This window comes from Ensifer sp. PDNC004 (assembly GCF_016919405.1).
Classification (GTDB): Bacteria; Pseudomonadota; Alphaproteobacteria; order Rhizobiales; family Rhizobiaceae; genus Ensifer.
The window spans coordinates 3975555-4001904 of record NZ_CP070353.1 but is presented as its reverse complement, the minus strand read 5'-3'; the positions used below and the strand labels follow the sequence as shown (position 1 = coordinate 4001904).

Genomic DNA, 26350 nt, shown 5'->3' with positions numbered 1-26350 from the left:
CCGGTTCCGACAAAGGCAATCCCGGTCACGCTTTCAGTCTCCTATCGCGCGTCGGCCAGGAACGACGCAACGTAGACGAGCGGCGCATTCCAGTTGATGGCGATTTCGTTGGACCCATAGGCTTCGATATCGTCGACGTAACAGGTCTGCGGCGCGCAGCCGCGCAGCCGTTCCCTGGCGATGTCGTCGACAAAGGTCGAGTTCGGGCCGCCGGCAAGCGAGCCGACGGGCGGATTTGGCAACTGCGGATCGCGTTGACGGGCATACCAGCGGCTGTGCTGGTTCTGCGGCGAGCGGCTGCCATAGCCAGTTATGTAGGAAAGCCCCATCGCGTTGCGCCCGAGGATGTAGTCCATGCCCTCGCGCGCGCCATCGAGAAAGACCCTGTCGCCGGAGAGATCATAGGCGGCCGACAGCACGACGATGTTCTGCAGCATCAGCTGGTTCGATCCCCAGTCGTAACGCCTGTTTTCCGGTCGGTAGACAATGCCAAAGCTCTCGGCCTGCTGCGCGGACAAGAGGCGCTGCGCCGCCGACACCACCGAACGCCCGATCGCTTCGCGGTCCGCCGCCGGCAAGGCTTTGCCATAAAGGGCGAGTTGCAGCCGCGCGAAGCCGGCAACATCGCGCCAGTTGAAGGCGCCGCCGGGCGAAAGCACATCCGCCCCCCAGAGCGGCGAGGCCCGCAGGGTCTTGAGATACTCGCCGTTGCCGGTCGTCAGATAGAGTTCGGTCGCCGCCCAGAAGAGCTCGTCGGAAATGCTGTCGTCGTCGTAGTCGCCACCGCCGCCGAACCCGTCGGACTTTGGCGCAAGGAGTGCGGGATTGGCATTGGCCGCCACCCACGCCTTGCGCGCCGCCGAAAGCAGCCGGGCGGCAAATGTCGGGTTGTGCTCGGCAAAGAGACGCGCGCCCTGGGCCGCCACCGCCGCGACATCGAGCGTCGCCGCCGTCGAGGGACGGTAAAGCGCGCGCGGCTGCGGGTCGTCGCCCGGCAGCATTGGTGCGGCGGTCCAGGCCGTATCATGGATCTTATGGTGCACCATGCCGGCAAGCGGCTCCCCATCCGGGACCATCATCCGCAGCAGGAATTCCAGCTCCCAACGCGCCTCATCCAGAATGTCCGGAAGGCCATTGCCGTTTTCCGGAATGCGCGCCAACCCGTCGCGGGTCACCGCCGATTTCGGCGCAAAGGTCAGGCCTCGTTCGTAGGTGGCAAGCAGTTGGGCGGCAGCCAGCGCGCCGGTCACCGCATATTTGCCGTGATCGCCGGCGTCGTACCAGCCGCCGGTAACGTCCAGTTGGTAGGAACAGGACCAGCCGCCGTAGAGCGCGTCGGCCTGCGCGCCGCCAAGACACGGAACCGCCTTGTCGCCCTGGTTGGGCGCGACGCCGACATGACCGGCCGGCCGCGCATAGGCCTTGCCGGCGATCGCGCCCTTGATCTCGATCCCGCTTCTTTGCGGGTAGAACCAGGACAGCGCATCCACCCGCAGCCGCGTATAGAGATGCTCGCCGATCGAGAAGCGGTCGCTCGCCCAGTCGCCGGACACGAGACGATAACCGTCCCCCGGCGTCTTGAACGCCGAGAAGTCCGCAACCTGCGTCTCGACGCCGGCCGTCGGATCGAAGCCATGGGGCTGCGTCTTGCCCTTGCCGACCATCCTGTCCGCAGAATCCAGCAGCTGAAAATCGATGGGGTGCTTCGCATCGGCGACGAAGGTCGCCCGCTTCGGACCATCCGTCAGATAACCGAGCTGGTTGACGCGAATGGCTGGCCCTTCGGCCGCCCTCCGCGCTGCCGGCGAACGGGCCCCGGTCGCCACCAGCGAGATGTCGTCGAGGCAGACGCGGCCGCCCTCGCCGCCGCCAAGCGGAAACACGAGCTGCGCTTCGTCCGGTTCTTGGCCTGCGAACTCCGCCGAAAAAAGGCTGCCCTCCGGCGTGCCTTCCATCGTGAATTCGCCCACCGTGGTCCAGGGATCGGCAGCGCGCTGCACCCTTGCCTGGACGCTGCGCACAGGCTCAGCGAGCACCTTCATCGACAGGCGGTAGATGCGACCGGGCTCGAGCGTCAGGCCGTTGGTGCCGATGAGCTGGCTCCAGGCTTCGCCACCCCGCGCAACCTCGACGCACAGCCGGCCCTTCTCGCGCGCAAGCGTTAGCCCGTCACTCACCCAGAACGTATCCTGTCCCTTGTCAAAGTGGCCGTCGGCAATCAGTTCGGCGCCCGTTGCCAGGCCCGGCAGGAAAAGCACGGCAATCGCCGCGTGTGCTATCCCGAACCTCGACACGTTTCCAACTCCGAACTCGCCGGTCATCCAAAAGGCGCCACGGAGCCGACAAGCCATGGCAGCAGAGCGTTGCCGCAAACAAGTTAAGCTTGAGAAAAGATCCGGCGGCGCGGCGAAATTTCGCTGTTGCCAAGCCCCGTCCAAGCCCCGTCCAAGACCCGTCGGCCGCACCGGCGCGAGGCTTGACGCGCCCCGGAGCCCTGATAGTTTGACCAAAGGGTAAAAAATATGGGCGGCAACACCGCCCGGACGACAAGAGAGACCGAGGAGAACTGGAATGTCGAACCGCCTTAACACGCCGAACGACCTGCGCGCCTTCTGGATGCCGTTCACTGCGAACCGGCAGTTCAAGAAGGAGCCGCGGATGTTCGTCGGCGCCAAGGACATGCACTATACGACCCATGACGGCCGCACGGTACTGGACGGCACGGCGGGTCTGTGGTGCGTGAACGCCGGCCATTGTCGCCCGAAGATCACCGAGGCGATCCGTGCGCAGGCGGGCGAACTCGACTATGCGCCGGCCTTCCAGCTCGGCCACCCCAAGGCCTTCGAACTGGCAAACCGCCTGGTCGACATCGCGCCCGAGGGCATGAACCACGTTCTCTACACCAACTCCGGCTCGGAATCGGTGGATACGGCGCTGAAAGTGGCACTCGCCTATCACCGCGCCAAGGGTGACGGCTCGCGCTTCCGCCTGATTGGCCGCGAGCGCGGCTATCATGGCGTCAATTTCGGCGGTATCTCGGTCGGCGGCATCGTCTCCAACCGCAAGATGTTCGGCACGCTTCTGACCGGCGTCGACCACATGCCGCATACGCATCTGCCGGCCCAGAATGGCTTTACCCGCGGCGAGCCGGAACATGGCGGCGATATCGCCACCGAGCTCGAGCGCATCGTCACGCTGCATGATGCCTCCACCATCGCCGCCGTCATCGTCGAGCCGGTGGCCGGCTCCACCGGCGTGCTGATCCCGCCGAAGGGCTACCTGCAGAAACTGCGCGAGATCTGCACCAAGCACGGCATCCTGCTGATTTTCGACGAAGTCATCACCGGTTTCGGCCGCCTCGGCACGCCGTTTGCCGCGCAGTATTTCGACGTCAAGCCCGACATCATCACCACCGCCAAGGGCCTGACCAACGGCGTCATCCCGATGGGCGCGGTCTTCGTCACCTCCGAGATCCATGATGCCTTCATGAATGGCCCGGAGCACATGATCGAGTTCTTCCACGGCTACACCTATTCGGGCAACCCGATCGCCTCGGCCGCCGCCCTCGGCACGCTCGACACCTACAAGGAAGAAGGCCTTCTCACCCGTGCCGCCGAGCTTGCGCCCTATTGGGAGGAAGGCCTGCACTCGCTGAGAGACTGCCCCCATGTCATCGACATCCGCAACCTGGGCCTGATCGGTGCGATCGAGCTTCAGCCGATCGCCGGTGAACCGACCAAGCGCGCCTTCTCCGCCTTCCTCAAGGCCTATGAGAGCGGCCTCCTGATCCGCACAACCGGCGACATCATCGCGCTGTCGCCGCCGCTGATCATATCCAAGGCCGAGATCGACGAGCTCTTTGGTAAGCTGCGCGCCGTTCTCAACAGCAATATCTAAGCGGGCCTCACCGAGACCATCAGAACCCTTTCCCCGGCAACGGGGGAAGGGTTACTCTTATCTGCAACAATGATACCAGGCGTCGTCCCACCGAGAGAGCATCCGGGGCGCGCATAAGAAATGGAGTTGCCTCATGTCCGCAGCGCTGGAACGCTATATCGATCAGGGCGTCGGACGCGAGCCCGCAGACATCGTCCTGAAGGGCGGGCGGTTCTTCGATCTCGTCACCGGCGAACTCGTCGCCTCCGACATCGCGATCTCGGGCGACCGCATCGTCGGCACCTTCGGCAACTACGAGGGGCGCGAGGAAATCGACATCACCGGCCGCATCGTCGTGCCGGGCTTCATCGACACCCATCTACACATCGAATCCTCGCTGGTCACGCCGCACGAGTTCGACCGTTGCGTCCTGCCGCTCGGCATCACCACCGTCGTCTGCGACCCGCACGAGATCGCCAACGTGCTCGGCACCGAGGGCATCGAGTATTTCCTCGATTCCGCACTCGAAACGATCATGGATATCCGCGTCCAGCTTTCCTCCTGCGTGCCGGCGACACATCTGGAAACGTCGGGCGCCGACCTGCCGATCGAAAGGCTCCTGCCCTTTCGGCATCACCCGAAAGTCATCGGCCTTGCCGAGTTCATGAACTTCCCCGGCGTGGTGCACAAGGATCCGGTCTGCCTCGCCAAGCTCGAGGCCTTCCAGGGCGCGCATATCGACGGCCATGCGCCGCTGCTGTCCGGCAAGGACCTGAACGGCTATCTCGCCGCCGGCATCCGCACCGACCATGAATGCACCAGCGCTGAAGAAGCCATGGAGAAGATGCGCAAGGGCATGCACATCCTCGTGCGCGAGGGTTCGGTATCCAAGGACCTGCATGCATTGATGCCCATCATCACCGAGCGGCTGTCGCCGCACCTGGCGCTCTGCACCGATGATCGCAATCCGCTTGATATCGCCGAGCAGGGTCACCTCGACCACATGATCCGCACGGCCATATCCGCCGGCGTCGAGCCACTGGCGATCTATCGCGCTGCATCGATCTCGGCCGCCCGCGCCTTCGGCCTGCGCGACCGCGGCCTCGTCGCCCCCGGCTGGCGCGCCGATCTCGTGGTCATCGACAGCCTGGAAAACTGCAAGGCCGAGACGGTGTTTTCCGGTGGCCGGCGCGTCACCGACGCGCTCTTTGCCACCCGCAATGCGATCGCCCCGGTCGGGCTCGACAGTGTCAAGGCGGGCCACGTGCACGCCAGCGCCTTCGGCATTCCGGTCGCTGACGGCGACACGTCGGTCATCGGCGTTCTGCCGGGCAAGATCATTACCGAGCACCGCCGCTATCGCCTGCCTGCGGTCGGCAACCAGACCGGCGTCGATCTCGGCCGTGACATCATCAAGGTCGCCGTCATCGAGCGTCACGGCGTCAACGGCAACCATGCCAACGGCTTCGTTCAAGGCTTCGGGCTGAAGAAGGGCGCCATCGCCTCGACCGTCGGCCATGACAGCCACAACATCTGCATCGTCGGCGTCAGCGACGAGGACATGGCGATCGCCGCCAACCGGCTCGGCGAGATCAAGGGCGGCTTCGTCGTCGTCGAGGATGGCAAGGTGACCGGCGAGATCGCGCTGCCGGTGGCAGGCCTGATGAGCCTCGAACCCTACGAGAGCGTGCGCGACACGCTGCACCACCTGCGCCACGCCGCCTTCGCGCTTGGCGCAACGCTGGAGGAACCCTTCCTGCAACTCGCCTTCCTGCCGCTGCCGGTCATTCCGCATCTGAAGATCTCCGATCGCGGGCTGGTCGACGTCGACAAGTTCATGCTGATCGGGTGATTGGCCGCAGTGCTCAGTTGTCGGCTGCGGCGGGCGAGAGTTCCTTGCGGAAATAGACGACGCGCTCCGTCTCCTCGAAGCCGAGCGCCATGTGCAGGCTCTGGCTCCGCAGATTGTCGGTCGCCGTGTCGGAGGCGAGTTCCTGGCAGCCCCGGCTCGTCGCCCAGCGTTCGACCGCGATGATCAGGGCACGCGCCACCCCGCGGCGGCGGTAGGCCGGCAACACGTAAATGCCTTCGAGGAAGCCGACGGGCGAGGTCTCGCAGCCGTTGACATAATCGTGGCGGATCGACGCTTCGGCGAAACCGGCAGCAACGCCGGCTTCGTCCTCGCACAGAAACGAGGCGTAGCGGTCGCCCTCCGCAAGACAGGATTCGACCTCGGCGCGATGATCCGCGGCGGGGGTATCCGGCCAGAGCGCCACACGCATCTCGACCCAGCGGCCGATGGCCTCATCATCCATCAACAATACGCGCATCAGTATTTCCCTGCGAAGACCGACAGTCCGGCAACCCTGATGCTACCGGCTTCCAGCCGCGCCGGATATCCGGGCAATTCCAGGGGCTCGACCGCAGCGGGCGCCGGAAACTCCAGGGGTTCCCGGGTGAGGTTGAAAACGAAGAGCATCCGTTCGCCGTCCTTCTCGCGTACAAAGGCGAGCAGGTCACTGTTGGTGTCGAGGAACCGCATCGTGCCATCGCTGAGCGCAGGCTGCGATCGGCGGAAGGCGAGCGTCGCCCTATAGTGATCGAGCACCGTGTCACCGGCTTGCTGGGCGTCAACCGACAGGCGCCGATGGTCCCCGGGCACCGGCAGCCACGGCTTGCCGCCGGTGAAACCGGCATTCACAGCGTTCTCTTCCCAAACCATCGGTGTGCGGCATCCGTCGCGACCCTTGTAGGAGGGCCAGAAGCGGATGCCATAGGGATCGCGCAGGTCCTCGAAGGCAAGCTCGGCCTCCGGCAGTCCCAGTTCCTCGCCCTGGTAAAGGCAGATCGAGCCGCGCAAGGCAGAAAGCAGCGTGATCGCCAGCCGCGCCACCCTCTCCCGCTCCGCTTCGGTATGTGCAAAACGGCTGACATGGCGTGTCACGTCGTGGTTGGAAAAGGCCCAGCAGACCCAGCCGTCGGTCACCGCCTTCTGGAAATTCTCGACGCAGCGGCGGATATGGGCCGCGGTGAAATCCGGGCCCAGGAGGTCAAAAGTGTAGCACATGTTGAGCTTGTCGCCGCCGCTGGTATAGGCGGCCACGGTCTTCAGCGAACGGGCGCCGTCGCCCACTTCACCAACGGTCATACGGCCCTCGTAGCGATCGAGCAAAGCCCGGAACCGCGCGAGGAAGGCGATGTTTTCCGGCTGGCTCTTGTCGTAGAGATGATCCTGCATGCCATAGGGGTTCACGTCAGGCGCATCGTTGCTGGTGGCATCAGGATCCGGCACGAGCGGCGGGTTGTCGCGCAGGTGCTTGTCGTGGAAGTAGAAGTTCACCGTATCGAGGCGGAAGCCGTCGACGCCGCGATCGAGCCAGAAGCGCGCGGCATCGAGCACCGCATCCTGAACTTCGGGATTATGGAAGTTGAGGTCCGGCTGCGAGCCCAGGAAGTTGTGCATGTAGTATTGCTTGCGCACGCCGTCCCACTCCCAGGCCGGCCCGCCGAAGATCGACAGCCAGTTGTTGGGCGACGTGCCGTCCGGCTTCGGATCGGCCCAGACATACCAGTCAGCTTTCGCGTTGGTTCGGCTGGAGCGGCTTTCGATAAACCAGGGATGACGATCGGCCGTGTGGGAGATCACCTGGTCGATGATCACTTTCAGGCCGAGACGATGGGCTTCGCCAAGCATTACGTCGAAATCGGCGAGTGTTCCGAACATCGGATCGACGTCGCAGTAGTCCGAGACGTCATAGCCCATGTCGGCTTGCGGCGAGGTAAAGAACGGCGACAGCCAGATGGCGTCGACGCCGAGCGAGGCGATATGCGGCAGCCTCAGGGTCACCCCCTTGAGATCGCCGATGCCGTCGTCGTCGGTATCCTGGAAGGAGCGCGGGTAGACCTGATAGATCACCGCACCGCGCCACCAATCGTCACCCGATACCTGCCGAGACGCCATGAATGCCCCCTTGAAGACGATCCGTCAGACAAAGGTGTAGCGTTGCCGGAGACCTGAGTAAACGCCGTACTGCCTGTCACGAACGCGGTCGGAAACAATCACTTGCCGAGAGCGACCGAGACCCTTATCCCGTCTCAGGCGAATTCTGTTGGGAGGAAAGACGTGGCCGGTAAGATGCTTGCGATCGGGGAATGCATGGTCGAACTCATGCAGGCGGAAGGCGGGCTCTTGCGCAAGGGCTATGCCGGCGACACCTTCAACGCCGCCTATTATGCGCGGCTGTTCATGCCTGCCGATTGGACCGTCGGCTATTGCTCCGCCGTCGGCACCGACACGGTCTCCGACGAGATGCTGGCTTTCATGGCGGAGAAACAGATCGACACGTCTGCCGTCCGCCGCATCGAGAACCGCTCGGCCGGCCTCTACATGATCCATCTGAAGGACGGCGAGCGCAGCTTCTCCTACTGGCGCTCGCACTCGGCAGCCAAGCTGCTTGCCGACGATGCCGAGCACCTAAGACGCGCGATCGAAAGCTCCGACCTCATCCTCTTCTCCGGCATCACGCTGGCGATCCTTGCCCCCGATGCGGTGGAAACGCTGCTGTCGGAACTGCGCCGCGCCAAGGCCTCGGGCAAGACGGTGGTCTTCGACCCGAACATTCGCCCGCGTCTCTGGGACGATGCCGAGCGCATGCGCCGCACGCTGACCGACGGTGCCCGCGCAGCCACCCTGGTGATGCCGAGCTTCGACGACGAGATCACCCATTTCGGCGATGCTTCGATCGAAGCGACGATTGCCCGTTACAAGAGCCTCGGCGCCGCAAATATCGTGGTGAAGGACGGCGAAAAGGGCGTGACGCTCGCCTTTGGCGACGCCCCGGTTGAGCATGTGCCGGCAACCCCGGTCGAGCGCGTCGTCGACACCACCAGCGCCGGCGACAGCTTTAACGGCGCCTTCGTCGCCCGCCTGGTGGCAGGTGACAAACCAGCCCAGGCCGCCGCCTTTGCGGCAAGCGTCGCTGCCAGCGTCATCGGCCATCACGGCGCGCTTGTTGCCAAGGAAAAACTGCCTGCGGCCTAAACGGCAGGATCACGGTTCAAGGATGTAGGAAAGATGAGGGCGGAAAACCTGTAGGTTGTCCGCCCTCGTTCTTTAACGGCGCTTCTTCGCCTTGGATTCGTACGGGTTGTCGCCCGAGCGGAAATGCATGCGGATGGGCACGCCCGGCAGGTCGAAATCGTTGCGCAGGCCATTGATCAGGTAGCGGATGTAGGATTCCGGCAGCGCGTCGGGGCGGGTGCAGGAGATCATGAAGCCCGGCGGACGGGCCTTCACCTGGGTCATGTACTTGAGCTTCAGGCGGCGACCGGACACGGCCGGTGGCGGATGCTGGATCGTCTGCGATTCCAGCCAGCGGTTGAGCCGCGCGGTCGAGATGCGGCGGTTCCAGGTCTTGTCGGTTTCGATGATGGCCTGCATCAGCCGGTCGAGGCCATAGCCGGTGTGGCCGGAGATCGGCACCGCGCGGATGCCGCGGGCCTGCGGCAGCAACCGCTCGGTCTTTTCGCGAAGGTCGGCAAGCACCGCCTGCCAGTCCTCGACGAGGTCCCACTTGTTGAAGGCAAGCACCGCCGCCCGGCCTTCGCGCAGGACGAGGTCGACGATCTGCAGGTCCTGCTTCTCGAAGGGAATCGTGGCGTCGAAGACGATGACAACCGTTTCGGCGAAGCGGATGGCGCGTAGCGCATCGGCGACCGAGAGCTTTTCGAGCTTCTCCTGCACCTTGGCCTTGCGGCGCATGCCGGCGGTGTCGAACATCTTGATGGTACGGCCGCGCCATTCCCATTCGACCGAGATGGAATCGCGGGTGATGCCGGCTTCCGGGCCGGTCAGCAGACGGTCTTCGCCGAGGAAGCGATTGATCAGCGTCGACTTGCCGGCGTTCGGACGACCGACGATTGCCACGCGCAGCGGCTTGGTCTCGTCATAGGCCTCGGCCTCTTCCTCTTCGCCATCTTCGTCCTTGAAGGTCGGGCGCAGATCGATATCGGTTTCGGCCACGTCATCTTCCGGCGGGTAGGCCCGGTCTTCGCCGATCGCAGCGACGATCGCGTCGCGCAGATCGAGCATGCCCTGGCCGTGCTCGGCCGAAATCGGGCAAGGCTCGCCAAGGCCGAGCGTGAAGGCATCGTAGAAGCCGCCGTCGGAGCCGCGTGCTTCCGACTTGTTGGCCACCAGCACCACCGGCTTGCCGCGTCGGCGCAGCATTTCGGCAAGCGTCTCGTCAGCCGGCGTCAGGCCGCCCTTGGCGTCGACCAGGAACAGCGAAAGATCGGCTTCGTCGATCGCGGCCTCGGTCTGCGCCCACATGCGCCCCTGCAGCGTGTCGGGTCCGGATTGCTCGAGACCGGCCGTGTCGATGATGCGGAAGCGCAGATCGATCAGCTTGGCATCGCCCGGGCGACGGTCACGGGTGACACCCGGCGTGTCGTCGACGAGCGCCAGCTTCTTGCCGACCAGACGGTTGAACAAGGTGGACTTGCCGACATTGGGACGCCCGACGATGGCGACGGTGAAACTCATGGATCTATCCGTTTCCGCTTGGAGCGCCGCTGCCGAAGGCGGCAGCGCTCTTAATTTCGTTCCTTGCCGCAGTGAGGCGGCACGGGAGTGTTCCCCCTTGGGAACGACTCCGGTCTGATGGTTCAGGCATTCCCGAGTACAACCGCTCGCACTCATGTCGGGACTGCTTGTCTTGTCTCACGCAATTCCAGACACAAGCCGCTACGCACTTTTGCTGGAACTGCTTTAAACGCTTTAGCGCACAATCCCAAGGTCAAGACCGACATTGGGATCATGCGCTGATTCGAAAGGGTCTTGCACCCTGTGCCCGTCCCGCTGGGGTGGGCTGTCGTCTTATGCCTTGCCGCTGGCGGCGATCACGTCGAGCAGCATCTGCGCGCGACCGGTGACGTTGCGCGGGCTCTGCGCATCGTCGACGATCTGCTGGAACCAGGTCTTCGCCTTGGCGTAGTCGCCGGACTTGTAGGCAGCGAGACCAAGGGCTTCACGCGCCGAGTGGCGCATGTTGTTCTGAGGCGTTGCAAGCTGCTCGACCTCGGCCGAGACCTGGTCGTAGCTGCCGGTGTCGACCAGCAGGTAGGCTGCACGAAGGCGCGCTGCCTCCTGAATAGCCGTCGGAACGCTGCCGTCCTTGCCGATAGCGGAGAACGCCTTGGCAGCCGCATCCGTCTCGCCCTTCTGCGCCTGCAGCGTGGCAGCGCGTAGACGCGCCAGCACCGGATAGGCGCCGTAGCCGCCCTTCTCCAGCGTGTTCAAGGCGGTGAGCGCCTCGTCCGTCTTGTTTTCCTTGGCGAGGTTCAGCGCCTGCAGGAACGCATCGCCCGACTTCGAGGAGGCGCCATCCTGCCAGTAGTCGAATCCGACCTTGCCGATGGTGCCGAGAACGATGAGCACGGCGATCGCCACGATGACGCCGCCAAAGCGGGCCCAGATGCTCTTCATCTGGTCGGAACGCAGTTCCTCATTGACCTCGCGGATAAAGCTGTCGTCTTGGTTCGCCATCTATTGCCCCGGCCTTGCCTGCACACTGGCCCGCTGCGCCAACGGTCTCATGACGATCGGCGGAACGGACGCTCTCAAACTGTTCGAGCATGCACGACGGGCCCTTTGCCGCACCCGCCGCACTCTCGTGGATTTTGCGCCTTCTACCCGATTTTGCGGCGCTTGTAAGGGGGCCGACGCGATTTAGAGCGCCGATGGCCGGCACGAGGCCGCCTTCGTCGCTCTAAATTTTCTGTTACTGCAATTCCGTGCGCAAAAGCACCGCGCATTTTTGCCGGAAATTGCGTCAGCCCATGACGACCGGCGCGACGCCGATCAACCATTCGTGCAGCTTCCAGACGAAGAGCACGTAGGCGACAAGGCCGATGATGACGGCGAGCACGTCGTTGGTGGCCGACTTGAACACCGGCAGCACGCGTTCGCCTGCCCGCTCGCGGCGTTTCAGCGAGATGCGCAGGATCACCGCCCAGGCGAGAAACGAGCCGAACAACAGGACGGAGGACGTCTCGCCGTTGGCGAGCAGATGCGCCAGCGCCCAGACCTTGATCGAAAGCACCTGCGGGTGCTTGACCGCAACAGCGATGCGCCCGGCCGGCAGGAAGCCGGCAGCAAGGAAGATGAACGCAAAAAGCATCAGCAGCAGCGCGATGTGGCGCATGAACACCGGCGGATCGTAGAGCAGGCCCGTTTCGCTGCGCGCTTGGCCGAAGCCATAGATGATCAGACAGAGGCCGATGAGGCTGAGGATTGCATAGATCCCCATCCAGGTGCCCTTGCCGCGGCTCTCGATGACGCCGGCGCGGAAACCGGGCGCGACGACGCGGATGAGATGCAGGCCGAGAAAAAGAATGATGCCGAGAACGAGTATCGCCATGGGGCCACCGCTTTGTTCGAGTATCGGGCAAACTCAGCGCCGCGCGTCGGAAAAGACGGGAGCCGGCAGCTGAAGCCTGTTGATTTCCAGTGTATTCGGTTCCCGGACCGATTCCGCCCAGGTTGCTATGGAGTAGCCTTGATGGCGCGTTTTTTCCAGACCGATCAAAGGATTGCCGCATTTTCGAACCATTTGCGACAAAACCAAAACAGTGCAGTTGATCATGATCCGTATTCCGCTTGCCCTCTCGCTCGCCCTTCTTCCCGCTCTTGCCAGGGCCGAGCCGGCGTCGCCCGCCACCGCGCCCGCCGGCGACAAGCAGTTGGTGATCGTCTCGTTCGACGGCGCGCATGACAACGCGCTTTGGGAAAAGAGCCTGGCGATGGCCAAGCGCACCGGCGCGCATTTCACCTATTTCCTCTCCTGCACCTTCCTGATGACGCGCGCGGACGGCAAGACGCTTTACAAGCCGCCGGGCCAGAAGGCGGGCCGCTCGAATGTCGGCTTCGCCCAGAGCCGCGAGGAGATCGCGGCGCGCGCCGGTCACATCTGGCAGGCCCATCTCGACGGTCACGATATCGCCAGCCACGCCTGCGGCCACTTCGACGGCAAGGGCTGGAGCAAGGCCGACTGGGAAAGCGAGTTTTCGACGTTCGACACGGCGCTCAAGGACGCCTGGAAGAAGGCCGGCACGCCCGACGCCGAGCCTCAGGGCTGGGCGGATTTCGCCAAGGCCGGCGTCAAGGGCTTCCGCGCGCCCTATCTTTCGCTGAGCGATGGCCTGGCGCCGGCGCTGAAGGAGTGGGGCTTCACCTATGACGCGAGCCTGGTGACCAAAGGTCCGGGCTGGCCGACAGCGAAGGACGGTCTGCCGCGCTTCGGCCTGCCGCTGATCCCCGAGGGGCCGTCGCAGCGCCCGGTCATCGGCATGGACTACAATCTCTTCGTCCGCCACTCCATGGGCGTCGAGAACAAGAAGGACAGCGCCCGCTTCGAGGAGCGCACCTACGAGGCCTACAAGAAAGCCTTCGACCGCGAATATACGGGCGACCGCATCCCGCTGCAGCTCGGTTTTCATTTCGTCGAAATGAACGGCGGCGCCTACTGGCGCGCGCTTGACCGCCTGCTGAGCGAAGTCTGCGGCAAGGCCGACGTCGCCTGCGTCAGCTACGCCCAGGCGCTGCCGCTCATCGAGCAGGCAAAAAAGAAGGCGGGTCGAACCGCCTTCTGATTTTCGTCGGTTGCGCCGGCCTTAGGCCGGCTGCGCATCTTCCGCGGCGCCCCGTTCCAGGTAGCGCTGGTCGATATCCGGCAGCGGCTCGTCGGAGATAGCAGCCTCAAAGGCTTTCAAGCGCTTGTGGATCGACAACAGTTCGATGATCGTCGACCAGTAGTTGACCAGGTACTGGAACGAGTTGCTGACCTCACCGAAGGCCGTCGCGATCTGCTGCCAGATGCCCATGGTGATCTTGCCGGCAACAAAGGTCGGAATCAGGATGAAGTTCAGGAAGATCGCGTCGAGCTGACCATAGGAGTAGCGCGCGATATTGAAGTACAGATAGTGCCAGTACATACGGAAGTAGTTGCGGCGAACATTGCCGAACAGCTCCCGGACCGTCACCGGCTGAGCACGATCCGCATGGTCTTCACCATAGACCAGTTCCTTACGGTAGGCCGCTTCGACGCGCTGGTTCTTGAAGTTCAGCCCTGGCAGCTTGATGCCGGCGAGCGCCAGAAGCGCCGTGCCGAACAGCGACCAAGCGATCGCCAGCCAGAACAGCGCGTGCGGTACGGCGCCGATGATCGGAAGGTCAGCCACGTGCTGCGACATGTTGAACAGCAGGGGCAGGAACACCACCAGCGTCATGACCGAGTTGATCAGTGTAACCCCGAGGCCTTCGAGAATATTGGCGAAGCGCATCGTGTCTTCCTGAACACGCTGCGAAGCGCCCTCGATGTGGCGCAGCTTGTCCCACTTCGACATGTAGAAGTCGTTCATGGCGGTGCGCCAGCGGAACACGTAGTGATTGGTGAAGAATGCGGTGACGACGTTCAACGTAACGCCAACGAAACCGATTTCGAGGAAGCGCAATTGCAGCGTGTAGAACTGAGTCGTCGTGATGCCCGGCTTTCCGGCAAGCGCATCCTGCAACAGATCGAAGAACGGACCGCGCCAGTTGTTGAGCGCCACGGATGCCTGCACCGCGAAATAGGCGATGAAGATGATGAAGGCCGAGCCCCAGATCGACCAATTCACCCAAGGGTGATCCCTTGCGATGATCTTCCAGGCACCGCCGAAGATCGCAACGAAGATCGTGAAGTAGAGATAGAACCAGAGATTGTCCGGCGTGAAGAAGTAGGCGAGGCCGATCGGTGGTTTTTCGCCAGGGGCCAGTGGCGGCAGGCCAACCGCAGCGCCTAATTGCGGGCCGACGGTGTACCAAACGATAATGCAGATGATCGACCAGAGGGCACCGGAGGTGAAGAACAGCTTCGGCTTCGGAAAGAAGGAATGGAACAAGGGGTCTACTCACGTTTCGGTAAGGCGATGTGTTACCGCTCGAAGCGCCGAAACTAGGGCAAAGCGCTGCTCTCAACAATCGGATAATATAAACGTTACTGTTATTTCATCCGGTCGGCCGCCCGTATTGCACGGATGTATTTTGAGGGCTGCCAGGGTCTCTGACTAGCCCCTCAAAGCCTGGGAAATCCGCTTCAGCTCGACGACAATGACGCCGCCGCAAAGGAAGAGGACGGCGGCCGCAATCAGGGTCGGCGCGGCGAAGCTACCCGTGCGCTCAGCAAGCCAGCCGGCCACCAGAGGGCCAATGATCTGGCCGATACCGAATGCGGCCGTCATCAGGGCCAGAGCCTTGCGCGGGCTTTCGGGCGCCAGCTTCCGGCCGATCTGCAGGCCATAGGCAGTGATCATCATGAAGGTTGCGCCAAGCATCAGGCCGCCGGCAAGCGGGGCATAGGGCAAAGGCAGGCTGACCGTCAGCACCAGCCCGACCGCCTCGACCAAAAGGCCGATCGCGTAGACACCGGCAAGCCCGAAGCGCGGCACGGCAAAGCGCCAGAGATAGACGGAGAGCGCTGCGGCAAGCCCGGTCAAAAGCCAGGCGAGAAACTCGACGCTGTGGCCGCCGCTCGGATCGCGCGCCATGGTGACGAGGAAGGTGGCGGTGATCACGTAGCCGAAGCCGAAGAGCGCATAGGTGAAGGTCACGACGGTCAGCGGCCGCGTCCAGCGCAGCGGCTTTTCGCGCACCGGACCTGAACCGGAAGACGGTACACCAGGCAGAAGTGCGGCAACGACGACAGTCCCGACCAGCCCGACGAGCGCGCCAGTGAACCAGTCGCCCATGGAGGTCGTCAGGCCGGCGTGCCCCGCAAGCGGGTTCGCCCAGACGCAAAGGGATGAAAACGCGATGCCGAGGCCGACGCCACCAAAGTGGACGGCGGGCACGTTTTCCGAGCGCGCAAGCACGCCATGGCCAAGCACGATGCCGGAGATGAAGATCATCGCAAAGGCACTGGCAAGGCCGGCGAGAAAACGGATCAGCGCCAGCACGACGACGGAGGACGACAGGCCCATGGCCGCCAGCAGCGCTGTCGTGGCGACGAGCGATAAAAGCCCGATCCGCCGCTCGTGCCCATGCGCCCAGCCGTAGGCGGCAAGAATGGCTCCGGCGAGGTAGCCGACGAAATTGGCCGACGCGATCAAACCGGCATCGCCCGGCGACAAGCCGAGATCCGCCATCATCGACGGCAGGATCGGCGTGTAGGAGAAGCGCCCAAACCCCATGGCGACGGCCATGGCGATGGCGCCGGCGGCTGCCGTGGCGGCGATGTTGGTCTGCAGCGGTCTGTCGAGCGTGGTCATATCAGCTTATTGCGCCGCAACACGGCAGGCCACAAACGACAATAATTGAAGGATCTATTGAAGAAATCGAACGATCGCCGATTTCAATGGCTTAGACCAATCGCCGGAAAGGTAAGGTCCGCGGCGTCACGGCGGCAGATCATGCCCTGCAGCGGTGGAGCAAAAAATCGACTGGAGGACGGCGGAGGCTGCAGGCCGCCGCCCCATCCCGGTTCAGCCCGGCAGCGTCACCACCAGCGGCCCGCCGCGGGTGACCACGACCGTGTGCTCGTACTGCACCGTCGGCGCGCGCGGATCGCTGTAGAGCGTCCAGTCGTCGTTGCCGCCTTCGGCCCATTGTGCGCCCATCGACAGGAACGGCTCGACCGTAAACACCATGCCGTCGTTCATCCGGCGGCGCTCCTTGGGATCGGGCCAGGTGGCGATCTCGGTCGGTTCTTCGTGCAGCGAGCGGCCGATGCCGTGGCTGGCGAGGTTGGTGACCAGCGAATAGCGGTTCTTGCGGGCAAAGTCGCCGATCGCATTGCCGATGGCCGCTAGCGGCTGGTCCGGGCGCACCTGCTTGAGGCCCACCCACATCGCCCGCTTGCCGTCGCGGCACAGCCGGTCGATCGCGGCGGTGACCGGCGGCACCGGGAACGAGGCTCCGGTGTCTGCGAAGATGCCGTCTTTTTCGGCTGATACGTCGATGTTGACGAGATCGCCTGCCTTGATGACGCGGCCGCCGGGAATGCCGTGGGCGATTTCCTCGTTGACGCTGATGCAGGTGGCGCCGGGGAAATTGTAGCAGAGCTCCGGCGCCGAGCGTGCGCCGGCCTCTTCCAGCACCTTGCGGCCGATGGCATCGAGCTCCGCCGTGGTGATGCCGGGCTCGAGCGCCTCGCCCATCGCGTGTAGGGCATTGGCGCAGATGCGGCCGATTTCCTTCAGCCGCAGCAGATCTTCTTCGTTGTTGAGGGTCATCCGTTTCTCGCTTTCGCGCTCACATGTAGCGTGTCGCCAGGCGTTATGCCAGCGCCGAGCGGAATGACCGGCAACCGGGCGCAAGACCCGGCGTCTCCGGTCAGACGGCGGCCGGGGCCGCCGCCTTCTCTTCCGCCACGGCCTTGCGCACCAGCGGCGCCACCTTGGTGCCGTAGAGCTCGATGCCGCGCATGATCTGGTCGTGCGGCATCGGCCCGATCGCCATCTGCAGCAAGAAGCGATCGTTGCGGAACAGCTTCCAGTTCTCGACGATCTTTTCGGCCACCGTTTCCGGGTCGCCGAGGAAGAGGTTGCCGCTGGGGCTGCGCGCCTGGTCGAAATGCGCCCGGTTGGTCGGTCCCCAACCGCGCTCGCGACCGATGCGGTTCATCACCTCCGCCTGGGGACCGTAGAACTGGTCGGCGGCGAGATCGGTCGTATCGGCGATGAAGCCGTGCACGTTGATGCTGGTCTTCAGCTTTGCCGGATCCTGGCCGGCCCGCCGCGCGGCCTCGCGATAGAGATCGAAGAGCGGCGCAAACCGGCGGGGTTCGCCACCGATGATGGCAAGCGCCACCGGCAGGCCAAGCGCCCCGGCGCGCGCCACCGACTGCGGCGTGCCTCCGACGGCGATCCAGAGCGGCAGTTCCTGCTGCAGCGGCCGCGGATAGACGCCGCGATCATGGATCGCCGGCCGCATCTCACCCGACCACGAGACCTTCTCGTTCTCGCGCAGCGCCATCAGCAGATCGAGTTTCTCGGCAAAGAGCTGGTCGTAGTCGTCGAGCGACTGGCCGAAGAGCGGGAAGGATTCGATGAACGACCCGCGGCCGGCCATGATCTCGGCGCGACCGCCCGAGATCAGGTCCAGCGTCGAAAACTGCTGGAAGACCCGCACGGGATCGTCCGAGCTCAGCACCGTGACGGCACTCGTCAGCCGGATGGTCTTCGTCCTCGCGGCAGCAGCGGCCAGGATGACCGCCGGCGCAGAGGCCGCATAGTCGGGGCGGTGATGTTCGCCGAGCCCGAAGACGTCGAGGCCGACCTGATCGGCAAGCTCGATCTCTTCGAGAAGGTTGTTGAGGCGACGCTGCCCTTCCCTGCCCTTGTCATCGGCGTTCGGATCGACATCCGCGAATGTGTAAAGCCCGAGTTCCATGGTGCCTGTCCTTTTTCTGTTTGCACAACAGATAGTTGGCGCGCGCAGGAGCAGCAAATGCGCGTCCGGGAAACACAGTGTTTCCCGGACGAACACCAATGGACGTCAGCGGCGCGACAGACCGTCGAGCAGAATGTCGAGACCTTTCCGGAACGTGCCGTCCCAGTCGTTGTCGAGCAGCAGGCGCGTGCGCTCGATGGTCGGATAGCGTTCGCTGAGCACCGAGAGGCGCTGTTGTCCGGCAGTCTGGTCGGCATCCGAAAGCGCGAAGCTCGCCCGGGTGACGGTGGCGCCGAGCACGTAGTTCCACAGCGACCAGATCGCGACGTTCATGCTGGCATCGGCAACGCCGGCGCCCGACAGAGCCCTGCTCATGGTTTCCAGGCGGGCGAGGATGTTCGGGCCGAGCGCCCGGCGCGGCAACAGCGATGCCGACCAGGGATGGCGCAACATGATTGCACGCCAGTCTTCGAGCATGAGAACCACATCGCTACGCCAATCCTCTGGCTCGGTCTTTTGCGGGGCTTCGCGATAAGCAAACACCGCATCGAGCGCCAGATCAAACACCTCTTCCTTGTTGCTGACATGCCAATAGAGGCTCATGACGCCGGCGCCGAGACGGCCGGCAAGGCGGCGCATCTTCAACCCCTCGATCCCCTCGGTGTCCAGCAGGTCAACCGCCGTTGCGACGATACGGTCCAGAGACAGCGACGGTTCGCCGCCCGGCTTCTGCCCGGCTTCAGCTACCGCTAGCGCCTCCACCCTTTGGGAGCGTTTGCCCTGCCCGCCGTTCCCTTTCCCAGCCATGCGTCTTCCTTACGGATTGAAACACCGATTTACGCCGACAACACGCTGGATGTCGATCCTGAACGATTGACTCGTACGGCGTACGATGTAAATCAATCGTACGCCGTACGAGTCAATATCAAAGAGCGACGGCGAAAGGTCAAACCTGCGGGTCTGCAAGCCGCGTCGCGCGCAGACCTCGGAGACGAGAGAACATCATGTCACACGCAATCAGACATCTCATGATCGGAGGGTTCATCATCATGACCACAGGCGTTTCCACCCTGGCGACGGCAAGCGAGCAGGCGACGAAGCTGACGATCGTCAATCCGAAAAACCTCTACGACCCGACGCCGCATGGCTATAGCACCGCGGTGATTGCGCCTGCCGGGGCCCGCGTGGCCTACATTTCAGGACAGGGCGGCCAGGACAGCACCGGCGGCCTGTCTCCCGACTTCGCGGTGCAGGTCAAGCAGGCCTATGCCAATCTGGGTGCAGCGCTCGAGGGCCTTGGCGCAAGGCCGGACCAGGTCGCCAAGCTCACCATCTTCGTGGTCGACCACGACATGTCGAAGCTTGAGGTCCTGACCAACAGCGTCAAGGCGATGTTCGGAACAACCCTGCCGGCACAGACCCTCGTTCCGGTGCCCAAGCTGGCGGTCGACGGCATGCTGTTCGAGGTGGAAGCGGTCGCGGTCATCGACTGACGGGCGGCCGGCACGCGAGCACCGCCGTCCGGTAGCAAGGCAGATGATCGTCAAGAGAACCGGACGACGCGGAGAAAATCAGCGCGTGTCCCGGCCCTTAGCTCAGCGTGCGCTTGACCGCGTTGCGCCAGCCCTTGAGCTTCGTCTTGCGCGTCTTTTCGTCCATCGCGGGCTCGAAGCGGCGGTCGCGTGCCCAGGACTTGGCGAAGTCTTCCTGCTTCGGCCAGACGCCGGCGCGGCTGCCAGCAAGCCAGGCGACGCCGAGCGCGGTCGTTTCGAGGATGACGGGTCGGTCGACCGGCGCGTCGAGCAGGTCCGACAGGCGCTGCATCGTCCAGTCGGAGGCAACCATGCCGCCATCGACGCGCAGCACCGTCTCCTTGCCGTTGTTGCGCCAATCCTTGTGCATGGCTTCCAGCAAGTCGCGCGTCTGGTAGCAGACGGCTTCGAGTGCCGCGCGGGCAAATTCCGCCGGGCCGGTGTTGCGGGTCATGCCGAAGATCGCACCACGCGCATCCGGATCCCAATGCGGCGCGCCAAGCCCGGTGAAGGCCGGCACCAGATAAACCTCCTGCGTCGGATCGGCGCTTGCGGCAAGCGTGCCGGTGTCGGAGGCGGCCTTGATCACCTTCAGCCCGTCGCGCAACCATTGCACCGCGGCACCCGCGACGAAGATCGAGCCTTCGAGCGCATAGGTGGTTTCGCCATCAAGCTTGTAGGCAATGGTGGTGAGCAACCGGTTCTTCGAGCGCACCATGTCCTTGCCGGTGTTGAGCAGCGCGAAGCAGCCGGTGCCATAGGTGGATTTCAGCATGCCCGGCTTGAAGCAGGCTTGGCCGATGGTCGCCGCTTGCTGGTCGCCGGCAACGCCGAGGATCGGTACTGCCGCGCCGAAGAGTCCTGGATCGGTAACGCCGAAATCGGCGGCGCAATCCTTGACCTCGGGCAGCATGGCACGCGGCACTTTCAGGATTTTCAGCAGCTCGTCGTCCCAGGCATTGTCGGCGATATTATAGAGCAGCGTGCGCGAGGCGTTGGTCGCGTCGGTGGCGAAAGACTGGCCGCCGGTCAGCCGCCAGATGAGGAAGGTATCGATGGTGCCGAAGCAGAGCTCGCCCTTGGCGGCGCGCGCCTGCGCCCTGTCGATATTGGTCAGCAGCCAGTTGAGCTTGGTGCCGGAGAAATAGGGATCGAGCAGCAGGCCGGTCTTCTTGGTGAAGGTCTTTTCCAGCCCCTGCTTCTTCAGCCGATCGCAATAGGAGGCGGTGCGGCGGTCCTGCCAAACGATCGCATTGTGGATGGGATTGCCGGTCTCGCGATCCCAGACGACGACGGTCTCGCGCTGGTTGGTGATGCCGATGCCCGAGAGGTCGCCGGCCTTGATGCCGGCCTTGGCGAGCGCGTCCTCGACCGTCGAAAGCACCGTCTGCCAGATTTCCTCGGGATCGTGTTCGACCCAGCCGGATTTAGGAAAATACTGCTTGAATTCCTTCTGGCCGGCGCCAACGATCCGTTGCTGACCGTCGAAGATGATCGCCCGGCTCGAGGTCGTACCCTGATCGATCGCGAGAATATATCCGCCCATATGCCCCTCCCCGGCCACACGCATGTTTGTTCACCGGCCTTGAAGGCGGGTTCTCATTTCGAAAACTTCAATACGATGGCAAAACGAATGTCAAACGAAAACAAAACGCAACAGACCGGCATCGCCGCTCCCCTCCTCAACTCTGCGATCGCGAAGCCAAAAACACAATTGTCAGCGCCCGCGTTTTCCGCGTAGGCTGGCGCTGTTGCGCCGCAACAAAGCAGTGCGCGGCGCCGCAAAGGGAGAGAGCAGCAATGACGAAAACAGCGGTCATCACCGGTTCGACGAGCGGCATCGGGCTTGCGATCGCCAAGGCCTTCGCCAAGGGCGGCGCCAATATCGTGCTGAACGGCTTCGGCAGCCCGGACGAAATCAGACAAGCGACGGACGATGTCAGCGCGCTGACGACAGGAACGGTCGTCTATCATGCCGCCGACATGACGAAGCCAGCCGAAATCGCCGACCTGATCGCAACAGCGACGACCCGCTTCGGCAGCGTCGATATCCTCGTCAACAATGCCGGCATCCAATATGTCGAAAAGGTCGAGGATTTCCCGATCGAGCAATGGGACCGCATCATCGCGATCAACCTTTCCTCCTCCTTCCATACGATTCGCGCCGCCATTCCCGGCATGAAGGCGAAAGGCTGGGGCCGCATCGTCAACATCGCCTCGGCCCACGGCCTCGTCGCCTCGCCCTTCAAGGCGGCCTATGTGGCGGCCAAGCATGGCGTTCTCGGCCTGACGAAGACGGTGGCGCTCGAGGTGTCCGAAAGCGGCATTACCGCGAACTCGATCTGCCCGGGCTACGTGCTGACGCCGCTCGTCGAAAAGCAGATCCCAGATCAGGCCCGCACCCGCGGCATCACCGAGCAGCAGGTCATCAACGACGTGATGCTGAAGGGCCAGCCGACGAAGAAGTTCATCACCGTCGAGCAGGTGGCAGCGCTCGCCGTCTATCTCGCCGGTGACGATGCGGCACAGATCACCGGTACTCATGTTTCCATGGATGGCGGCTGGACGGCGCAGTAGGCGCATGTCGACGGGGCGTGCAAAAATCTCCGCGGCTCTTTGCTTTTCTGCATAACCACCTAAGATCAAAGTGATTTCAGGTAGTACGCAGCAGCGCAGGGAATGAATGGCATGCCCCAGCCGAACGGAAGCATCAGCTTCATCCTCAACGACCGCGAGGTCGCCCTTTCCGACATCGCACCGACAACGACGCTGCTCGACTATCTGCGGCTGGAGCGCCGGCTGACCGGCACCAAGGAAGGCTGTGCGGAGGGCGACTGCGGCGCCTGCACCGTGCTCGTCGGGCGGCTCTGGGGCGACCGGCTCGTCTATGAGAGCGTCAACGCCTGCATCCGTTTCCTCGGCTCGCTGCAGGCAACCCATGTCGTCACCGTCGAACATCTCGCCGGCCAGGATGGCGCACTGCATCCGGTCCAGCAGGCGATGGTCGATTTCCACGGCTCGCAATGCGGCTTCTGCACGCCCGGTTTCGTCATGTCACTCTACGGCCTGTGGCTTTCCAACGACAGCCCCAGCCGCGCCGACATCGAAAAGGCGCTGCAGGGCAATCTCTGTCGCTGCACCGGCTATGAGCCGATCGTGCGCGCCGCCGAAGCGGCGGCAGAAGCGCGCCCCTCCGAGATCTTCGATCCGATCACCCGCGAGCGCGAGGCGATCACCGCGCAGCTGAAGGCGCTGGCACCGGCCGAGACCATCACCGTCCGCCAGGGCGAAAACTGTCTGATCGTGCCGGCCGACGGCGATGGCCTCGCACAAGCGCTCGCCGACAATCCGGGGGCGACGGTCGTTGCCGGTTCCACCGACGTCGGCCTCTGGGTGACCAAGCAGATGCGGCCGATCAACCCGGTCATTTTCATCAACGGCATTGCCGAACTGCAAGGCATCGAGGAGACCGAGGCGGGCCTGACGATCGGCGCCGGCGTCAGCTACACCATGGCCTATTCGGCGCTCACAAAGGCGTTTCCGGCGCTCGGCCCGCTGATCAACCGCATCGGCGGCGAGCAGGTGCGCAACATGGGCACGATCGGCGGCAACATCGCCAACGGCTCGCCGATCGGGGACAGTCCGCCGCCACTGATCGTTCTTGGAGCCACCGTGACACTGCGCTCGAAGGGCGGGCGCCGGATGCTGCCGCTCGAACACTTCTTCATCGCCTATGGCAAGCAGGACCGTCAGACCGGCGAATTCGTCGAGAGCATCTTCGTCCCACGCCTGCCGGAAGGCGATCTCTTTGCCGCCTACAAGATCTCCAAGCGCCGCGACGAGGATATCTCCGCCCTGCTCGGCGCTTTCCGCCTGTCGGTGGAAGACGGCGTCGTCCGCGCCGCCCGCATCGCCTTCGGCGGCATGGCCGCCACGCCAAAGCGCGCAACCAATGTGGAAGCGGCGCTCATCGGCAAGCCCTGGACCGAGGAGACGGTTCGCAACGCGCAAGCGGCCTTTGATGCCGACTACCAGCCGCTCACCGACTGGCGGGCAACGAGCGACTATCGCATGCTGGCGGCGAAGAACCTGCTGATGCGCTTCTTCCTGGAAAGTGGCGGCGAGCCCGCACAACTGGTGCGCTTCGCTGCGGGAGACAGATGATCATGGACAAATCCACCTTCGAGGAACGCAAGGCGATCCGCGGCGAGATGCATGTCTCACAGCGTCACGACAGCGCCCACAAGCACGTCTCCGGCACCGCCGACTATATCGATGACATGCCGGAACCGACGGGCACCCTGCATGGCGCGCTCGGCATGACCGACCGCGCGCATGCGGAAATCACCGCCATGGACCTTTCGGCCGTCGCTGCCATGCCGGGTGTCGTCTGCGTGCTGACCGCCAAGGACATGCCGCGTTCCAACGACATCAGTCCCAGCCACCTCCACGACGAGCCGGTCCTTGCCGATGGCCTCGTGCAGTTTCATGGCCAGCCGGCCTTCGCCGTCATTGCCGAAACGCGCGACATCGCCCGCCGCGCGGCGCGACTGGCAAAGATCACCTATCGCGACCTGCCGCATTTCACCGACATTCTCGACGCCGTCGCCCGCGGCGGCGAACTGGTCACGCAGCCGCTGACCCTGCAGCGCGGCGACGCGGAAGCTGAACTCGAAAAAGCGCCGCGCCGGCTCAAAGGGCAAATGCGCATCGGCGGCCAGGAGCATTTCTACCTCGAAGGCCATATCGCCCTTGCCATCCCCGGCGAGGACGACGAGGTCACGGTCTGGTCGTCGACCCAGCATCCGAGCGAGATACAGCACATGGTCTCGCATGTGCTCGGCGTGCCTTCCAATGCAGTGACAGTAAATGTCCGCCGCATGGGCGGCGGCTTCGGCGGCAAGGAAACGCAGGGCAACCAGTTCGCCGCCCTTGCGGCGGTCGCGGCGAAGAAGCTCAACCGCGCCGTCAAGTTCCGCCCTGACCGGGACGAGGACATGACGGCGACCGGCAAGCGCCACGACTTCCTCGTAGACTACGATGTCGGCTTCGACGAAGACGGCCGCATTCACGCGGTCCATGCCAATTACGCCGCCCGCTGCGGCTACTCATCGGATCTGTCTGGCCCGGTCACCGACCGCGCGCTGTTCCACGCGGATAGCTCCTATTTCTATCCGCATGTGAAGCTCACCTCGCAGCCGCTGAAGACCAACACCGTCTCCAACACCGCCTATCGCGGTTTCGGCGGGCCGCAAGGCATGGTCGGCGGCGAGCGCATCATCGAGGAAATCGCCTACCAGCTCGGCAAGGATCCGCTCGAAATCCGCAAGCTGAATTTCTATGGCGACAAGGGCTCCGGCCGCGATGTCACGCCCTACCATCAGCAGGTCGAAGACAACATCATCGCCGAGATCGTCGCCGAACTGGAGGAGAGCGCCGACTACCAGGCGCGCCGCCAGGCGATCCTCGACTTCAACCGGAATAGCCGCGTCATCCGCAAGGGCATCGCGCTGACGCCGGTGAAGTTCGGCATCTCCTTCACGTTGACCGCCTTCAACCAGGCCGGCGCTCTCGTCCACATCTACCAGGACGGCTCGATCCACCTGAACCATGGCGGCACCGAGATGGGCCAGGGCCTCTATATCAAGGTCGCCCAGGTAATCGCCGACAGTTTCCAGGTCGATCTCGACCGGGTGCGCATCACCGCAACGACCACCGGCAAGGTGCCGAACACCTCGGCGACTGCCGCCTCGTCGGGTTCCGACCTCAACGGCATGGCAGCCTACGACGCCGCGCGCCAGATCAAGGAGCGGCTCATCAGCTTCGCCTGCGAACGCTGGCAGACGACGCCCGAGAATGTCAGCTTCGTTGCCAACCATGTGAAGATTGGCGAAGAGCTGATCCCGTTCCCGGAATTCATCAAGCAGGCCTATATGGGGCGCATCCAGCTTTCGGCTGCCGGCTATTACAAGACGCCGAAGATCCATTGGGATCGCGCCAGCGGTCGCGGCACGCCGTTCTACTATTTCGCCTATGGAGCCTCGGTTTCGGAGGTTTCGATCGACACTCTGACCGGCGAATACATGGTCGACCGCGTCGACGTACTGCACGATGTCGGCCGCTCGCTCAATCCGGCGATCGACATCGGCCAGATCGAGGGCGGCTTCGTGCAGGGCATGGGCTGGCTGACGACCGAGGAACTCTGGTGGGACGACAAGGGCCGGCTTCGCACCCACGCCCCCTCCACCTACAAGATCCCGCTCGCCTCCGACCGGCCGAAGATCTTCAACGTCAAGCTTGCAGAATGGTCGAGCAACGCCGAGAAGACCATCGGCTGCTCCAAGGCGGTGGGGGAGCCGCCCTTCATGCTGCCGATCTCGGTGCTGGAGGCACTGTCGATGGCGGTGGCGAGTGTCGCGGATTATCGCGAGTGCCCTCGCCTCGACGCCCCGGCGACACCGGAGCGTGTGCTGATGGCCATCGAGCGCCTTCGGCAAGCCTGACGGCCATCGTC

At 63.9% G+C, this 26350-nt stretch carries 21 protein-coding genes; 8 read left to right on the top strand and 13 right to left on the bottom strand.

Annotated features, from left to right (window positions below):
• Nucleotides 1-41: 41 nt before the first annotated feature.
• Nucleotides 42-2294, bottom strand: a complete 2253-nt coding sequence (locus JVX98_RS27520; RefSeq protein WP_246764965.1) for a glycoside hydrolase family 9 protein — start codon at nt 2292-2294, stop codon at nt 42-44.
• Nucleotides 2295-2571: 277 nt separating this feature from the next.
• Here JVX98_RS27520 and JVX98_RS27515 point away from each other — a divergent pair, with 277 nt between their 5' ends.
• Nucleotides 2572-3897: an aspartate aminotransferase family protein gene (locus tag JVX98_RS27515; RefSeq protein ID WP_043621123.1), complete on the top strand. Its 1326-nt coding sequence runs from the start codon at nt 2572-2574 to the stop codon at nt 3895-3897.
• Between the two features lie 133 nt (nt 3898-4030).
• Entirely contained in the window at nt 4031-5728 is a 1698-nt protein-coding gene (gene ade / locus JVX98_RS27510; RefSeq protein ID WP_205238117.1) for an adenine deaminase, read from the top strand.
• 13 nt (nt 5729-5741) lie between these two features.
• On the opposite strand, the gene aac(6') is transcribed toward ade, so the two are convergent.
• A complete protein-coding gene (gene aac(6'), locus JVX98_RS27505) occupies nt 5742-6206 on the bottom strand; it encodes an aminoglycoside 6'-N-acetyltransferase (RefSeq protein WP_205238116.1) in 465 nt (154 codons plus the stop codon).
• Nucleotides 6206-7837, bottom strand: a complete 1632-nt coding sequence (locus JVX98_RS27500) for an alpha-glucosidase family protein (RefSeq protein WP_205238115.1) — start codon at nt 7835-7837, stop codon at nt 6206-6208. The genes aac(6') and JVX98_RS27500 overlap by 1 nt, the downstream gene beginning before the upstream one ends.
• 162 nt (nt 7838-7999) lie before the next feature.
• Here JVX98_RS27500 and JVX98_RS27495 point away from each other — a divergent pair, with 162 nt between their 5' ends.
• Entirely contained in the window at nt 8000-8917 is a 918-nt protein-coding gene (locus tag JVX98_RS27495) for a sugar kinase (protein ID WP_205238114.1), read from the top strand.
• A 72-nt stretch (nt 8918-8989) separates the two neighbouring features.
• On the opposite strand, the gene der is transcribed toward JVX98_RS27495, so the two are convergent.
• The 4 genes from der to JVX98_RS27475 all read right to left on the bottom strand — a co-directional run bounded on the left by der (nt 8990) and on the right by JVX98_RS27475 (nt 12521).
• Entirely contained in the window at nt 8990-10420 is a 1431-nt protein-coding gene (gene der / locus JVX98_RS27490; protein WP_192446952.1) for a ribosome biogenesis GTPase Der, read from the bottom strand.
• 333 nt (nt 10421-10753) lie between these two features.
• Entirely contained in the window at nt 10754-11422 is a 669-nt protein-coding gene (locus JVX98_RS27485) for a tetratricopeptide repeat protein (protein ID WP_205238113.1), read from the bottom strand.
• A 286-nt stretch (nt 11423-11708) separates the two neighbouring features.
• Nucleotides 11709-12296, bottom strand: a complete 588-nt coding sequence (locus JVX98_RS27480; RefSeq protein ID WP_205238112.1) for an NnrU family protein — start codon at nt 12294-12296, stop codon at nt 11709-11711.
• A gap of 33 nt (nt 12297-12329) precedes the next feature.
• Entirely contained in the window at nt 12330-12521 is a 192-nt protein-coding gene (locus JVX98_RS27475; RefSeq protein ID WP_205238111.1) for a hypothetical protein, read from the bottom strand.
• Between JVX98_RS27475 and JVX98_RS27470 the strand changes: the two genes are divergently transcribed.
• Nucleotides 12520-13527 carry a polysaccharide deacetylase gene (locus JVX98_RS27470; RefSeq protein WP_205238110.1) on the top strand — a complete coding sequence of 336 codons (1008 nt, stop codon included), beginning with the start codon at nt 12520-12522 and terminating at the stop codon, nt 13525-13527. The two genes, JVX98_RS27475 and JVX98_RS27470, sit on opposite strands and share 2 nt — an antisense overlap.
• A 21-nt stretch (nt 13528-13548) precedes the next feature.
• Here JVX98_RS27470 and sbmA read toward each other — a convergent pair whose 3' ends face one another.
• From sbmA to JVX98_RS27445, 5 genes are all read right to left on the bottom strand, one after another.
• Nucleotides 13549-14817, bottom strand: a complete 1269-nt coding sequence (gene sbmA, locus JVX98_RS27465; protein ID WP_205238109.1) for a peptide antibiotic transporter SbmA — start codon at nt 14815-14817, stop codon at nt 13549-13551.
• 165 nt (nt 14818-14982) lie between these two features.
• Nucleotides 14983-16182: an MFS transporter gene (locus JVX98_RS27460; RefSeq protein WP_205238108.1), complete on the bottom strand. Its 1200-nt coding sequence runs from the start codon at nt 16180-16182 to the stop codon at nt 14983-14985.
• Between the two features lie 213 nt (nt 16183-16395).
• Entirely contained in the window at nt 16396-17145 is a 750-nt protein-coding gene (gene map, locus JVX98_RS27455) for a type I methionyl aminopeptidase (RefSeq protein ID WP_205238107.1), read from the bottom strand.
• Between the two features lie 100 nt (nt 17146-17245).
• A complete protein-coding gene (locus tag JVX98_RS27450; RefSeq protein WP_205238106.1) occupies nt 17246-18304 on the bottom strand; it encodes an LLM class flavin-dependent oxidoreductase in 1059 nt (352 codons plus the stop codon).
• A 105-nt stretch (nt 18305-18409) separates the two neighbouring features.
• Nucleotides 18410-19111: a TetR/AcrR family transcriptional regulator gene (locus JVX98_RS27445; protein WP_205238105.1), complete on the bottom strand. Its 702-nt coding sequence runs from the start codon at nt 19109-19111 to the stop codon at nt 18410-18412.
• A gap of 197 nt (nt 19112-19308) precedes the next feature.
• Between JVX98_RS27445 and JVX98_RS27440 the strand changes: the two genes are divergently transcribed.
• On the top strand, nt 19309-19797 hold the full coding sequence (locus JVX98_RS27440; RefSeq protein WP_205238104.1) for a RidA family protein: 489 nt from the start codon (nt 19309-19311) through the stop codon (nt 19795-19797).
• Between the two features lie 97 nt (nt 19798-19894).
• Here the strand turns inward: JVX98_RS27440 and glpK are convergent, their stop codons facing one another.
• A complete protein-coding gene (gene glpK, locus JVX98_RS27435) occupies nt 19895-21382 on the bottom strand; it encodes a glycerol kinase GlpK (protein ID WP_205238103.1) in 1488 nt (495 codons plus the stop codon).
• A 254-nt stretch (nt 21383-21636) separates the two neighbouring features.
• Here glpK and JVX98_RS27430 point away from each other — a divergent pair, with 254 nt between their 5' ends.
• The 3 genes from JVX98_RS27430 (at nt 21637) to xdhB (ending at nt 26339) form a co-directional block, all read left to right on the top strand.
• Entirely contained in the window at nt 21637-22413 is a 777-nt protein-coding gene (locus tag JVX98_RS27430; protein ID WP_205238102.1) for a 3-hydroxybutyrate dehydrogenase, read from the top strand.
• 111 nt (nt 22414-22524) lie between these two features.
• A complete protein-coding gene (gene xdhA, locus JVX98_RS27425) occupies nt 22525-24000 on the top strand; it encodes a xanthine dehydrogenase small subunit (RefSeq protein ID WP_205238101.1) in 1476 nt (491 codons plus the stop codon).
• 2 nt (nt 24001-24002) lie between these two features.
• Nucleotides 24003-26339: a xanthine dehydrogenase molybdopterin binding subunit gene (xdhB, locus tag JVX98_RS27420; protein WP_205238100.1), complete on the top strand. Its 2337-nt coding sequence runs from the start codon at nt 24003-24005 to the stop codon at nt 26337-26339.
• Nucleotides 26340-26350 lie beyond the last annotated feature (11 nt).